Source organism: Brevundimonas sp. SPF441 (assembly GCF_009661015.1).
GTDB lineage: Bacteria > Pseudomonadota > Alphaproteobacteria > Caulobacterales > Caulobacteraceae > Brevundimonas > Brevundimonas vesicularis.
Map to the genome: position 1 here is coordinate 24,237 of NZ_WJWX01000006.1, position 13,209 is coordinate 37,445.

Sequence of the window (13,209 nt, forward strand, 5' to 3'; positions counted from 1 at the left end):
GCGCGCTTGACCGAACACGGCGAACAGTCCCGCATCGAGGCCGACGAGGCCAGGGTCGCCCTGGCCGGCGCCCGCTGGCGTGCGCGCTCGCGGCGGGTGAAGCTTTATCGCCGCGTCCTGCCGATCGTCATCCTGGTGCTGGCGGGCGGCGCCCTGACCTGGACCGTGTTCCGCACCGTCATGTCGGGCGTTGAGCGCAAGGCCAGCCAGAGCCAGGAAGTTCGCCTGGATGCGCCCCTGTTCCACGGTCAGGACGCGCAGGGCCGCGCCTTCACCGTCGGCGCCCAGGGAGCCGTGCGCGATGCCAATACCGGCAAGTTCAAACTGATCGGCCCGGCGCTGAAGCTGAACCTGGGCGGGCGCAAGGTCACCGAACTGACCGCCGACGGCGGCATCTATGACGAGCAGGCGAAGACGGTGACGATCGGTCCGAACGTTCGCATTTCGGACGGCGGCACGGGCTTTGTCCTGACCACGCCCGAGGCGGTGGTCGACACCTCGACCGGAAACGTCACCGGTTCAAAGGGCGTTCAGGGTTCCGGCCCTATTGGAACCATCAACGCATCGTCCTATGCGATCTACGATCAGGGACAGCGCGTCGTGTTCGACGGCGCAGGCGACAACAAGGTGAAGGGCGTTCTGACGCCCAAGGGGTCAGGCGGATGATCGTGACGAAGATTTCGAAGGCGCTGGCTGTCGTCGCGGCGGCGGCCGTCGTGGGCATGCCGGCCCTGGTGGACGCGCAGGCTCAGGCGACCAATCAGCCCGTCGCCTATGGCGCAGACTCGGTCGAATACGCCCCCAACCGCATCATCCTGCGCGGCCGGGCCGAGGCGACGCAGGGCGGCAACCGCTTTCGCGCCGACACCCTGACCCTGGTCAGCGGCGAGGGCGGCGATCTGCAACGCGCCGAGGCCAGCGGCACCGTCTATTTCGTGACGCCCGACCAGTCGATGCGCGGCGACCGCGCCGTCTACAACCTGGGCAACGGCGAGATCGTGGTGACGGGCAACGTCATCCTGACCCAGGGCAAGAACGTCCTGACCGGCTCGCGCCTGGTCTACAACATCAACACCGAGACCGCCCGCATGGACGGCGCGCCGCGCGGCGCCGCCGGAAGCCGCGTGCAGGGCGTCTTCTATCCCAACTCGAACTGAGGCCGTCTGGCCGTCACGGACCTGAGCATTTGGCGCGCAAGGAACTGTCAGCCCTGAACCTGGACGAGCGGCCGCAGCCGGCCGCCGTGGCGCCCGCGCCTGCGGAAAAGGGCCTGCGGGTGATGAACCTGGCGCGGTCGTTCGGCCAGCGTCAGGTCGTGCGCGACGTGTCCCTGACGGTCCAGCGCGGCGAGGTCGCGGGCCTGCTTGGCCCGAACGGCGCGGGCAAGACCACCTGCTTCTACATGATCACCGGCCTGATCCCGCCGGATTCGGGCGCGATCTGGCTGGACGGCGAGAACATCACCGGCCAGCCGATGTATCAGCGCAGCCGCATGGGCCTGGGTTATCTGGCGCAGGAAGCCTCGATCTTTCGCGGCATGACGGTCGAGCAGAACGTCAAGGCGGTGGTCGAGCTGAACTATCCGCGCGACCAGATCCGCGCCGAGACCGACCGGCTGCTGAACGAACTGCACATCGACCATCTGCGCCATGCGCGGGCCACGGCGCTGTCGGGCGGCGAGCGTCGGCGAGTGGAGATCGCGCGGGCGCTGGCCGGACGGCCGTCCTTCATGCTGCTGGACGAACCCTTCGCCGGCATCGACCCCCTGGCCATCGCCGACATCCGCACCGTGATCCGCTATCTGGCCAGCCAGGGCATCGGCGTGCTGATCACCGACCACAATGTGCGTGAGACCCTGGACATCACCGACCGGGTGTCGATCATCTCGAACGGCGCGGTGCTGTTCGAAGGCACGTCCGACGAGGCGATCCACGACGCCGAAGTGCGCCGGGTGTATCTGGGCGAAAACTACATCTGACGATTAGCGGTGGAGGGGCTCAGTGAGTCCCACCGGCGCTTTCAAGACGGTGAAGAGCCGCTCCGTCACGGCGCGAAAAGCGCCGCGTCACCTCCCCATCGTTGCGCGAACAGGAGGAGACAAAAAGCGCGTTCGTCTCGCGTTAACCGGTTCGGCGACATTCTGTCCCAGCAAGTTCCGGGCCACTCGGCGGCCGGGCGGGAAGATTTCGAACGTGATCGGGCAAAGGTTAGAGGTCAGGCAGGGGCAGGGGCTGGTCATCACGCCCCAGCTGCAGCAGGCGATCAAGCTGCTGCAACTGTCGAACCTCGAGCTGGAGGACTTCGTCGAGGCCGAGCTGGAACGCAATCCGCTGCTGCAACGCGAGGAGCCGGAGGGCGACGCGCCCGAGCCGGTCGAGCGCGTCGAGGCGACGGTGGACGGTGAAATGTCGTTCGGCGACGGGGTCGGCCATGAGGCCGTGTCCGGCATGGATGCGGGTTCGGACGATGTCTATGGCGACGCCGCGCCGGGCGAGCGGACCAGCGACCGGATGACTGACGAAGCCCAGCCGGGCCTGTCGGACTGGTCCAGCGCCGGCAAGGGCGGCCAGATGTTCGAGGGCGAGGGCGAGCGGCCCGATGCGCACGAGCTGACCCTCTGGGAACATCTTCAGGCCCAGGCGTCGAGCGCGGGCCTGACGCCGGCCGACCACGGCATCGCCCTGACCCTGATCGATGCGACCGACGAGGGCGGGTATCTGCGGGGGGAATTGACCGAATTCGCCGACAGGCTGGGCGTGCCGCTGGAGCGGATCGAGGCGGTGCTGAGCGTTTGTCACGGCTTCGAGCCGACCGGGATCATGGCGCGGTCGGTGCCGGAATGCCTGAAGCTGCAACTGATCGAGCGCAATCGGTTCGACCCGGCGATGGCGGCGCTGCTGGACAACCTGGACCTGCTGGCCAAGCGTGATCTGGCGGGCCTGCGCCGCGTCTGCGAGGTCGATGGCGAGGATCTGACCGACATGATCGCCGAACTGCGGGCGCTGACGCCGCGTCCGGGCGCAGGCTTCGGCGGCGAGCCGGCCCAGACTGTCGTGCCCGATGTGCATGTGAGGCCGGACCCCGCCGGCGGCTGGCGGGTCGAGCTGAACGCCGACACCCTGCCGCGTCTGTTGGTCGACAAGCGCTATCACGGCCTGGTTCAGGCCGGCGCGCGATCGGATACCGAAAAGACCTTCGTCGCCGACTGCGCCGCCCAGGCCAACTGGCTGGTCAAGTCGCTGGATCAGCGGGCCAAGACCATTCTGAAGGTCTCATCCGAGATCGTGCGCCAGCAGGACGCCTTCCTGGCCTTCGGCGTCGAGTTCCTGAGGCCGCTCAATCTGAAGACGGTCGCAGACGCCATCGGCATGCATGAATCGACCGTCAGCCGCGTCACCTCGAACAAATATATCGCCACGCCGCGGGGCGTGTTCGAGCTGAAATTCTTCTTCACCGCCGCCATCCAGTCGGTGGACGGCGCATCGACCCATTCGGCCGAAGCCGTCCGTCACAAGATCAAATCCATGATCGACGGCGAGGGGCTGGAGGGTGACGTTTTGTCCGACGACCGGATCGTCGAAATCCTGAAGGAAACGGGCATCGACATCGCCCGCCGCACCGTGGCCAAATATCGGGAAGCCTTGAGGATTCCGTCCTCGGTCGAGCGCCGCCGGATGATGAAGACCGGCTGACATCCACAGCCAAGCGTGACCACAAATCGGTGATCTGGATTGACACCAAATCGGGTCGGGCGCGTTCTATCGGCATGCAAGTCCAAGTCAGCGGCAAGCAAGTGGATGTCGGCGAAGCGTTAGGCTCGCGCATCTCCCAGGAACTCGAAGACGGGGTTGGAAAATACTTCGCCCGAGGCGGTGAAGACGCCGAGGTCGTGGTGTCCAAGGACGGCCACAACTTCAAGGTGGACTGTTGGGTCCGCCTCGCGTCGGGCCAGACCCTGGTGACGACCGGAATGGGCGGCGACGCCCACTCGGCCTTCACCGAGGCGCTGGATCGGCTCGAAAAGCGCGTTCGCCGCTACAAGCGCCGGCTTAAGGACCACCACATCGGACCTAAGGGTCTCTCGCCCGAGAAGACCGAAAACGCCGCCCGCGAAGTTGCACGCAGCATTGTGCTGCGTGATCCCGACAGCGTGGAAGACGATGTCTTCGGCGACACCGGCGAGAACGACGGCCCGCCGCCGGTGGGGATGGTCATCGCCGAGACCGAGCACGAAATCCGCACCATCACGGTCGGACGGGCTGTGCTGGAACTGGACATGACGGGCTATCCGGTCGTGCTGTTCCGCAACGCGGCCCACGGCGGTCTGGCGGTCGTCTATCGTCGCCCTGACGGCAATGTGGGATGGATCGATCCCGAACGGACGGCCAAGTCCAACGGTTCGGTGAACTAAGCCTCAGTTTGACTTCGGCGCGGTTGTCTCTAAACGGGCGGCCGCGCCGTTGTCTGCTGCGTGTATCGAGGTTGTGTAATGGACATCGGTGATCTGCTCGCGCCCAAGGGCGTGGTGCTGCGCAGCGGCGCGTCGTCCAAGCGACAGGCGCTTCACGCGCTGGCGGAGGCGGCGTCGCATGCGCTGGGCCTCGACGAAGCCCGTATTTTCGACGCCTTGATGGAACGCGAGACGCTGGGATCGACCGGGCTGGGGTCCGGGGTCGCGGTGCCGCACGCGCGTCTCACCGAGGTCGAGAAGGTGACGGCGGTGTTCGTGCGACTGGATACGCCTGTGGCCTATGATGCGGTGGACGACCGGCCGGTCGATCTGATCGTCGGCCTGTTCGCGCCGCCCAAGGCGGGCGCCGAGCATCTGAGGGCGTTGGCGGCGGTGTCGCGCGCGCTGCGGTCGCCCGAGTTGCGTGAGCAGCTGAGACAGGCGCGCACGACCGATGCCATCCGCGCCCTGTTCGTCAAGGACGCGACGGCCGCGACGGCGGCCTGATTACTTAGTGAACGGCGGCGCCTGCGCGCCGCCATCCCTAAAATCAGTGAACGGAAACCGGCTCCAGCTCGTGCGCCACGGCGGCGGCGAAAGCGGTGTCGCGATCGATCATGACCGCCAGACGTTCGCCGTCGGCGCTGTGAACGGCATAGAGCATCTGGCCGGGATTCAGATCCACGTCCTTGATCTCGACCGCCTCTTCAAGCAGGTCCGAAGCCTTGATCTCGCGCACATACACCAGGTCGGGGGCGCCCAGTCCGGCAAAGTCTTCCTTGGTCATCGTCATCGGCGTCATTAGGACCGCCTCCTTCATATTTGACAACGCCCGGATCGCCGGGCGGTTCGAATGGCTGTGGTTTTCAGCCGGCCGTGATCGGAATGCGCCGCACCTGGCGCTCGGCCTCGGGCCGGATCAGGTCGACGTGGAGCAGGCCGTGCTCCAGTCGGGCGCTCTCGACCTCCAGCCCGTCGGCCAGGACGAAGTTGCGAACGAAGCCACGCGCCGCGATGCCGCGGTGCAGAAAGGCCTGTTCACCCCTGCCGGCGTCGTCGCGTTTGCCGGCGATGGTCAGTTGGCGGCCGTCCAAAGTTATGGCCAGTTCGTCCGGCGCAAACCCGGCGACGGCCAGGCTGATGCGGACGCCCGCATCGCCGATCTGTTCGACATTGTAGGGCGGATAGCTTTCGGCCGCGGCCTTGGCGGCGCGGTCGATCAGGGCGCGGGTGTGGTCGAAGCCCAGCAGAAAGGGGCTGTCGAACAGGAGGGTGCGCGTCGTCGTCATCTGGGGTCCTTGCGTCAGCGACCGAGCGGTCGGTCTCCCGCAATCGGCAAGACCGTCCGTCACAGATGAAGATGGGGGCTGGCGAGGGCGGGATCAACCGGCAGCGCCTGTGGGGTCAGTGGATGGCCTCGCCGTGCTGGGTATAGTCCAGCCCCTCGACCTCTTCATCCTTGGTGACGCGCAGGCCCGTGGTGAACTTGCAGATCATCAGGACGACGAAGGTGCCGGCGGCGCTCCAAGCGATGACGCCGACCAGGCCGACGGCCTGTTTCCACACGGTCGCCCCCTCCGACAGGGCGTTGACGGTCGTGGTGGCGAAGACGCCGGTCAGCAGGGCGCCGACGATGCCGCCGACGCCGTGCACGCCAAACGCGTCCAGACTGTCGTCGTATTTCAGCGCGTGCTTCAGCCAGACCGCGCCCGCATAGCAGGCCGGACCGCCGATCAGGCCGATGAAGAAGGCGCCCTTGGGGTCGACGAAACCGGCGGCGGGGGTGATGGCGACCAGACCGCCGACAACGCCCGACAGCAGGCCCAGCAAGGTCGGACGTTTGCGATCGAACCATTCGATGGTCATCCAGCCCAGGGCGGCGCTGCCGGCGGCCAGGATGGTGTTGAAGGCGGCGGTCGCGGCCAGAGCATCCGCCGCGCCTGCTGACCCGGCGTTGAAGCCCAGCCACCCGACCAGCAGCAGGCCGGTGCCGATGGCGCTATAGACCAAGTTTGCGGGGGCCATGTTGTCGCGCCCGAAGCCGTGACGCGGCCCCAGCACCAGGGCGCAGACCAGACCGGCGATCCCGGCGTTGACGTGGACGACCGCGCCGCCCGCAAAGTCGAGCACGCCCAGTCCGCCCAGATAGCCGCCGCCCCAGACCTGATGACAGATCGGCGCATAGACGATCAGGTGCCACAGGCCAAAGAACAGCAGGCTGGCCGAGAACTTCATCCGCTCGGCGAAGGCGCCGGCGATCAGGGCCGGGGTGATGATGGCGAAGGTCATCTGGAAGGCGACGAACAGCAGTTCGGGCAGGCCGGGCAGCAGGCTGTGGGCCGTCCGGGCGGTGACGCCGTTCAGGAAGGCGGCCTGCACGCCGCCGATGAAGCCATTGATCGCCTCCGGTCCCTTGCCGAACGACAGGCTGTAGCCGACCAGGAACCACAGGACCGAGACGATGGCGAAGGCGGCCGTCGACTGGGCGACGACGCTGATGATGTTCTTCTTCCTGACCATGCCGCCGTAGAACAGGGCCAGGCCGGGCAGGGTCATCAGCAGCACCAGCGCCGTCGAGGTCAGGATCCAGGCGGTCGCCGCCGTATTGATGACCAGCGGCGACTGATGCGCCAGCAGCGCCGGGGCCGCCAGGGCCGGTGAGGCGAAGGCCGCCGCCCCGGCGACGAGCGTGACGGCGAGGGCGGCGGATCGGGTCATGGTGGCTTTCTAAGGCAGGCGGTTCGGTGTCAGGCGGAGGTCTTCAGGCGTTCCGTGCGGGCGACGATGTCGGTCAGGGGCACGATGCGGACGAAGCGTTTCAGGCTGTTGTCCCAATCCGCCAGCAGACGCCTCGCCAGGGGCGAGGCCGTCGCGGCTAGATGGGCCTCGATCAGGCCCTTCAGTCGATCTGTCGCCTGTGCGTCAATGTCGGTCACGCCCGCCAGGTCGCCGTTCAGGGCGCGCTCGGCATGGCCCGGATGGTCCAGCACGAACAGCTCGCCGCCGCTCATGCCCGCCGCCAGGTTCCAGCCGACCGAACCCAGGACGACCACGCGTCCGCCGGTCATATATTCGCAGCCGTGCGCGCCCAGGCCCTCGACCACGGCCTCGGCGCCGGAGTTTCTGACCGCAAACCGCTCGCCCGCCGCGCCGGCGACGAACAGTCGGCCGGAGGTCGCGCCATACAGGGTGGTGTTGCCGCAGATCAGCTGATCCTCGCGCCATTCGGGCGTGCGGATCGAGATTTCGGCGCCCGACAGCCCCTTGCCGACATAGTCGTTGGCCTCGCCCGTCAGGTGCAGTTCCAGACCCTTGGCCGCAAAGGCGCCGAAGCTCTGACCTGCGATGCCTTCCAGCCGCAGCTTCAGCCGGCCCGCCGGGCCTTGCGCGCCGAAGCGCCGCACGATGGCCGAGGACAGGGCCGCGCCGACCGTACGCTGGGTGTTGTTCAGCGGATAGGACAGCTCCAGCGTCTGGCCACGATCCAGGAAGCGGACGGCGTCCTTCAGCACGGCGGCGTCTAGGCTGTCGGCGATGGGCTTGCGGGTCGTTTTGTCGGCCCATTTGCCGGCCGCGCCCTCGTCCACCTGAACCAGCAGCGGGTTCAGATCTAGGTCGTCCAGGTGCGAGCCGCCGCGACGGACCTGACGCAGCAGATCGGTGCGTCCGATGATCTCGTCCATCGTGCGCGCGCCGATGGAGGCCAGGATCTCGCGCGTCTCTTCGGCGATGAAGGTGAACAGGTTCACCACCTTGTCAGGCGTGCCGGTGAACTTCTCGCGCAGCCGCTCGTCCTGGGAGCAGACGCCGACTGGGCAGGTGTTGGAATGGCACTGCCGCACCATCAGACAGCCCATGGCGATCAGGGCGGCGGTGCCGACGCCGTATTCCTCGGCGCCCAACATGGCGGCGATGACCACGTCGCGGCCGGTGCGGACGCCCCCGTCGGTTCTCAGCGTGACCGAGCCGCGCAGATTGTTCAGCGTCAGCACCTGGTGGGCCTCGGCCAGGCCGATCTCCCACGGCAGGCCGGCGTGCTTGATCGAGGTCTGGGGCGAGGCGCCGGTGCCGCCGTTGTGGCCGGCGATCAGGATGGCGTCGGCGTTGGCCTTGGCCACGCCCGAGGCGATGGCGCCGATGCCCGAGGCGGACACCAGTTTCACCGTCACCCGCGCATCGGGGTTGATGGCCTTCAGGTCGTAGATGAGCTGGGCCAAGTCCTCGATCGAATAGATGTCGTGGTGCGGGGGCGGCGAGATCAGGGTCGTGCCGGGCACGGCGTGGCGCATCCGGGCGATGAACTCGGTGACCTTGAAGCCAGGCAGCTGGCCGCCCTCGCCGGGCTTGGCGCCTTGGGCCACCTTGATCTCGATCTCGCGGCACTGGTTCAGATATTCGGCCGTGACGCCGAACCGGCCCGAGGCCACTTGCTTGACCGCCGAGTTGGCGTCGTCGCCGTTCGGACGCGGGTGATAGCGCTCCGGATCCTCGCCGCCCTCGCCCGAGACCGAGCGGGCGCCGATGCGGTTCATGGCGATGTTCAGCGTCTCGTGCGCCTCTGGCCCCAGGGCGCCCAGCGACATGGCCTGGGTCAGGAAGCGGCGGCGGATGTCCGACACGCTCTCGACCTGGTCCAGCGGAATGGGCGTGCCTTCGCGGAAGTCCAGGAGGTCGCGCAGGGACAGGTCGGCCTGGGCGCGGACGACTTCGGAGAACTGCTTGAAGCGGCGATAGTCGCCGCGGTTGCAGGCGTCCTGCAGCAGGTGGATGGTCTTGGCCTCGTGGGCGTGGGCCTCGCCGCCCGACCGGATCTTGAAGAAGCCGCCGATGGCGGGCGACGGCACGGCCTCGCCCCAGGCGATGCGGTGCCGCTTCATCGCCGCCTGCTCCAGACCGGCCAGGCCGATGCCGGAGATGCGCGACGGGGCGCCGGGGAAGAACTCGGCGGTCAGGGCGCGCGACAGGCCCAACACCTCGAACTCGCAGCCGCCGCGATAGGCGGAGATGACGCTGATCCCCTTGCGGGCCAGGGTCTTCAGCAGGCCCGCCTCGATGCCGGCCTTGTAGTTCAGGCAGGCGTCGCGCAGCGTCAGGCCGGGATACAGGCCCCGGTCCAGACGCTCCTGAAACAGATCCTGGGCCAGCCAGGCGTTGACGGTGGTGGCGCCGACCCCCACCAGGACCGCGAACCCGTGCGGGTCCAGCGTTTCGGCGGTGCGGACCACGATCGAGCAGTAGGAGCGCAGGCCCGCCTTGGTCAGGCGGCCGTGGACCCCGGCGGTGGCCAGGATCATCGGTGCGGCCAGCCGATCCGCCGACCCGGCCTGGTCGGTCAGAACGATCAAGGCGGCGCCGTCGCGGGCGGCGGCCTCGGCCTCGTCCATGATCCGGTCCAGCGCGGCGCGCAGGCCGGCGCCCGGACGGGCGTCGTTGGACGGCAGGGCGTAGCTGCAGTCGATGACCACAGTGGAGCCGGCGCCGACCGTCTCGATCATCCGCTCGTACATGCCGTTGGTCAGGACGGGGCTGTCCAGCACGAAGACGTCGGTCTGGGCCTCTTCCTCGGCCAGGATGTTGCCCAGGTTCTTGAACCGGGTCTTCAGGCTCATGGCCCCCGCTTCGCGCAAGGGGTCGATGGGCGGATTGGTGACCTGGCTGAAGTTCTGGCGGAAGTAATGCGACAGCGGGCGGGGCAGGGCCGACAGCACCGCGGGCGGGGCGTCGTCGCCCATGGAGCCGACCGCCTCCTTGCCGTCGCGGACCAGGGCGTCCAGCAGCAGATCTAGGTCCTCGCGGCTGTAGCCGGCGGCGATCTGGCGACGGGTCAGGGCCTCGCCCGAGGCCGAGCGCGGCTCGGGTCCGGGGCCGATGATCGGCTCCAGATCGACCATATTGTCCAGCCACGCCTCATAGGGGTGGGCGGCGGACAGGGCGTCGATGGCCTCATGCTCGTCATAGACGCGGCCATGCTTCAGATCGACGGCGATCAGCTTGCCGGGGCCGATGTGCAGGCGGCGCTTCACCCGGCTCTCGGGGATCGGCACCAGGCCGGCTTCGGAGCCTGCCATCAGCAGACCATCGACCGTCTCGACGGCGCGCAGGGGACGCAGGCCGTTGCGGTCCTTGCCCGCCACGATCCATCGGCCGTCGGCGGCGCAGATGGCGGCCGGGCCGTCCCACGGCTCCATCACCGCATTGCAATAGGCGTAGAAGGCCCGGTGTTCGGCAGGCATGACCACGTCGTCCTTGGCCCAGGCCTCGGGGATCAGCAGGGCCTTGGCCATCGGCGCGGGGCGACCGGCGTGGACCAGCACCTCCATGACATTGTCCAGGGCCGCGCTGTCCGATCCGCCCGGCTGAACCACCGGCTTCACCTCGCCGTCGCGGTCGCCGAAGGCCTGTGCGGCCATGCGGATTTCGTGCGACTTCATCCAGTTCAGATTGCCCTTCAGCGTGTTGATCTCGCCGTTGTGGGCCATCATGCGGAAGGGCTGGGCCAGCTTCCATTCCGGGAAGGTGTTGGTCGAATAGCGCTGGTGGAAGACCGCGTAGGCCGAGACGAAGCGCGGGTCCTCAAGATCGGGATACAGGTCGCCCAGTAGCTCGGCCCGCACCATCCCCTTGTAGGCGATGGAACGCGCGGACAGGGTGCAGATATAGACGCCGGCCAGGTTCTCGGTCTTGACCGTCTTTTCAATGCGGCGGCGGCACAGATACAGTTCGCGCTCCAGCGCCTCGCCGTCCAGTGGTTGGCCCGCGTCGTCCAGCGGCGGGGCCAGCATGATCTGTTCGATCTCGGGCCGGGTCGCGCCGGCCTTGGTCCCCACGACCGACAGGTCGATGGGCGTCTGACGCCAGCCGTAGATCCAGAAGCCCCCGCGCAGGGCCTCGGTCTCGACGATGGCGCGGGCGCGGTCCTGGGCGCCGAGATCGGTGCGCGGCAGGAAGACCTGGCCGACGCAGATCGGGCCGGGACGCAGGGACTGACCGATCGAGGCCACCTGTTCGGCGAAGAAGCCTTGCGGCAGCTCGGCCATGATGCCCGCCCCATCTCCCGACAGGCCGTCGGGATCGACCGCGCCGCGGTGGGCCACGGCCTTCAGGCTGCGGATCGCATATTCGACCACGTCGCGGCGCGGCGTGCCGTCGATCGAACAGACCAGACCCACGCCGCAGGCGTCGCGCTCGGAGGCGCGGTCATAGGCGTGGCCGGCTTCCAGCCGGTCGCGGGTTTGTTCGTATTTGTTCAGCCAGGTCATGCCGCGACCTCCTCGGTGCGGGTCTTGAAGTAGCGGTCGATCTCGGCGGCGGCGTCCTGGCCTTCGCGGACGGCCCAGACGACCAGGGAGGCGCCGCGCACAGCGTCGCCGGCGGCGAAGACGCCGGGCAGGCTGGTGGCGAAGCTGATGGAGCCCACCTTGATGGTGCCGTCGTCGCGTAGGCGCAAATCGGCCTCATGCGCCGCGAACGGCTCTGGCGAGAAGCCCAAGGCCTCGATGACGATGTCGGCCGGCACGTCGAAGTCGGCGCCGGGAACCGGCACGATGTCGCGACGCTGGCCCGGAGCGGCCTCGGTCAGCTGCATGCGGGCGGCGCGCACGCCCGTGACCTGGTCGCCTTGCGACAGCAAAGCCTTGGGCGCAGCCAGCCATTCGAAGACGACGCCCTCTTCCTCGGCGTTGACGACCTCCCGGGCCGAGCCCGGCATGTTCTCGCGATCACGACGATACAGGCAGGTGACGCTGGCCGCGCCTTGCCGGACGGCGGTCCGGACGCAATCCATGGCGGTGTCGCCGCCGCCGATCACGACAACCCGCTTGCCGCGCGCCTCGTGCCAGCCGTCCTGTTCGGCGTCGCCCAGGTCGCGCCGGTTCTGATGGGTCAGATAGGACAGGGCGGCGACAGTCGAATCCGGCCCGCGACCGGGCGCGGACAGGATGCGCGGCTGATAGACGCCCATAGCCAGCAGGACGACGTCGTGGCGGTCGCGCAGCTCGGTCAGGGTCACGTCCTTGCCGACCTCGCAGCCCAGAACGAACTGGACGCCGCCGTCGATCAACCGGTCCACGCGGCGCTGCACGACGTGCTTTTCCAACTTGAAGCCGGGGATGCCGTAGATCAGCAGCCCGCCGGCCCGGTCGTGGCGGTCATAGACCGTCACCTGATAGCCCTCGCAGCGCAGGCGGTCGGCGGCGGCCAGACCGGCCGGGCCGGCGCCGACGATGCCGACCGTTTCGCCGCGTTCGGCGGCCGGGCGGATCGGCTCGACCCAGCCGTTGGCGAAGGCCTGGTCGCCCAGCCAGGCCTCGACCGAGCCGATGGTCACGGCGTCCCAGCCGGACTGGTTCAATGTGCACGACCCTTCGCACAGCCGGTCCTGCGGGCAGATGCGACCGCAAATTTCGGGCATGGTCGAGGTCAGGGACGCGACGCGCCAGGCCTCGCGCGGCTCGTTCTCGGCCGACAGGCGCAGCCAGTCGGGGATGTTGTTCTGAAGCGGGCAGGCGTTCTGGCAGAAGGGCACGCCGCAGTCGGTGCAGCGCGACGCCTGTTTCTCGGCCGTCTCGGTGGAGGGCGCAATCGTGATCTCCCCGAAACCGCGTGCACGCAGTTCGGCCGAGGCCTTGGACAGGCGGCGGGGTTCGACGACGAATGTCCCGCCTTGCTTCAGGGTCTTATGCATATCTCGCATATGCCGCAAACGACGCGTTAGAGGCAAATATTATTGCCGCGAGGCGTTCTCAGCGAAACAAAAAGAA

11 protein-coding genes are annotated in these 13,209 nt (G+C 68.0%); 6 read left to right on the plus strand and 5 right to left on the minus strand.

Features of this window, described 5'->3' with window-relative positions; genetic code table 11:
- Window positions 1–6 precede the first annotated feature (6 nt).
- From lptC to ptsN, 6 genes are all read left to right on the plus strand, one after another.
- Window positions 7–666, plus strand: a complete 660-nt coding sequence (gene lptC, locus GGC30_RS05520) for an LPS export ABC transporter periplasmic protein LptC (RefSeq protein ID WP_153923050.1) — start codon at window positions 7–9, stop codon at window positions 664–666.
- On the plus strand, window positions 663–1,157 hold the full coding sequence (locus tag GGC30_RS05525) for an LptA/OstA family protein (RefSeq protein ID WP_055754030.1): 495 nt from the start codon (window positions 663–665) through the stop codon (window positions 1,155–1,157). Before lptC ends, GGC30_RS05525 begins: the two co-directional genes overlap by 4 nt.
- A gap of 29 nt (window positions 1,158–1,186) precedes the next feature.
- Complete coding sequence (lptB, locus tag GGC30_RS05530; RefSeq protein WP_174087076.1) at window positions 1,187–1,978, plus strand: LPS export ABC transporter ATP-binding protein; 792 nt, start codon at window positions 1,187–1,189, stop codon at window positions 1,976–1,978.
- A 214-nt stretch (window positions 1,979–2,192) separates the two neighbouring features.
- Window positions 2,193–3,692, plus strand: coding sequence for an RNA polymerase factor sigma-54 (gene rpoN, locus GGC30_RS05535; protein ID WP_370451893.1), 1,500 nt, complete (start codon window positions 2,193–2,195; stop codon window positions 3,690–3,692).
- 74 nt (window positions 3,693–3,766) lie between these two features.
- A complete protein-coding gene (gene hpf, locus GGC30_RS05540) occupies window positions 3,767–4,411 on the plus strand; it encodes a ribosome hibernation-promoting factor, HPF/YfiA family (protein WP_055754032.1) in 645 nt (214 codons plus the stop codon).
- Window positions 4,412–4,489: 78 nt separating this feature from the next.
- Window positions 4,490–4,957, plus strand: coding sequence for a PTS IIA-like nitrogen regulatory protein PtsN (gene ptsN / locus GGC30_RS05545; protein WP_039244754.1), 468 nt, complete (start codon window positions 4,490–4,492; stop codon window positions 4,955–4,957).
- A gap of 43 nt (window positions 4,958–5,000) precedes the next feature.
- Here the strand turns inward: ptsN and GGC30_RS05550 are convergent, their stop codons facing one another.
- The 5 genes from GGC30_RS05550 to GGC30_RS05570 all read right to left on the minus strand — a co-directional run bounded on the left by GGC30_RS05550 (window position 5,001) and on the right by GGC30_RS05570 (window position 13,133).
- Entirely contained in the window at window positions 5,001–5,252 is a 252-nt protein-coding gene (locus GGC30_RS05550; RefSeq protein ID WP_017506777.1) for a DUF1150 domain-containing protein, read from the minus strand.
- A 64-nt stretch (window positions 5,253–5,316) separates the two neighbouring features.
- The gene (locus GGC30_RS05555; RefSeq protein WP_153923051.1) at window positions 5,317–5,739 is read right to left on the minus strand and encodes an Hsp20 family protein; all 423 of its coding nucleotides are present in this window, start codon (window positions 5,737–5,739) and stop codon (window positions 5,317–5,319) included.
- A 115-nt stretch (window positions 5,740–5,854) separates the two neighbouring features.
- Window positions 5,855–7,168 carry an ammonium transporter gene (locus GGC30_RS05560; RefSeq protein ID WP_153923052.1) on the minus strand — a complete coding sequence of 438 codons (1,314 nt, stop codon included), beginning with the start codon at window positions 7,166–7,168 and terminating at the stop codon, window positions 5,855–5,857.
- A 29-nt stretch (window positions 7,169–7,197) separates the two neighbouring features.
- Window positions 7,198–11,709, minus strand: coding sequence for a glutamate synthase large subunit (gene gltB, locus GGC30_RS05565; protein ID WP_153923053.1), 4,512 nt, complete (start codon window positions 11,707–11,709; stop codon window positions 7,198–7,200).
- Window positions 11,706–13,133 carry an NAD(P)-dependent oxidoreductase gene (locus tag GGC30_RS05570; RefSeq protein WP_153923054.1) on the minus strand — a complete coding sequence of 476 codons (1,428 nt, stop codon included), beginning with the start codon at window positions 13,131–13,133 and terminating at the stop codon, window positions 11,706–11,708. Before GGC30_RS05570 ends, gltB begins: the two co-directional genes overlap by 4 nt.
- Between the last annotated feature and the right edge of the window lie 76 nt (window positions 13,134–13,209).

Coding starts and splice junctions, on each gene's coding strand:
- gltB (WP_153923053.1), bottom strand. CDS start 11,709: ATGACCTGGCTGAACAAATACGAACAAACCCGCGACCGGCTGGAAGCC.
- hpf (WP_055754032.1), top strand. CDS start 3,767: ATGCAAGTCCAAGTCAGCGGCAAGCAAGTGGATGTCGGCGAAGCGTTA.
- GGC30_RS05550 (WP_017506777.1), bottom strand. CDS start 5,252: ATGACGCCGATGACGATGACCAAGGAAGACTTTGCCGGACTGGGCGCC.
- GGC30_RS05570 (WP_153923054.1), bottom strand. CDS start 13,133: ATGCATAAGACCCTGAAGCAAGGCGGGACATTCGTCGTCGAACCCCGC.
- GGC30_RS05560 (WP_153923052.1), bottom strand. CDS start 7,168: ATGACCCGATCCGCCGCCCTCGCCGTCACGCTCGTCGCCGGGGCGGCG.
- GGC30_RS05525 (WP_055754030.1), top strand. CDS start 663: ATGATCGTGACGAAGATTTCGAAGGCGCTGGCTGTCGTCGCGGCGGCG.
- GGC30_RS05555 (WP_153923051.1), bottom strand. CDS start 5,739: ATGACGACGACGCGCACCCTCCTGTTCGACAGCCCCTTTCTGCTGGGC.
- ptsN (WP_039244754.1), top strand. CDS start 4,490: ATGGACATCGGTGATCTGCTCGCGCCCAAGGGCGTGGTGCTGCGCAGC.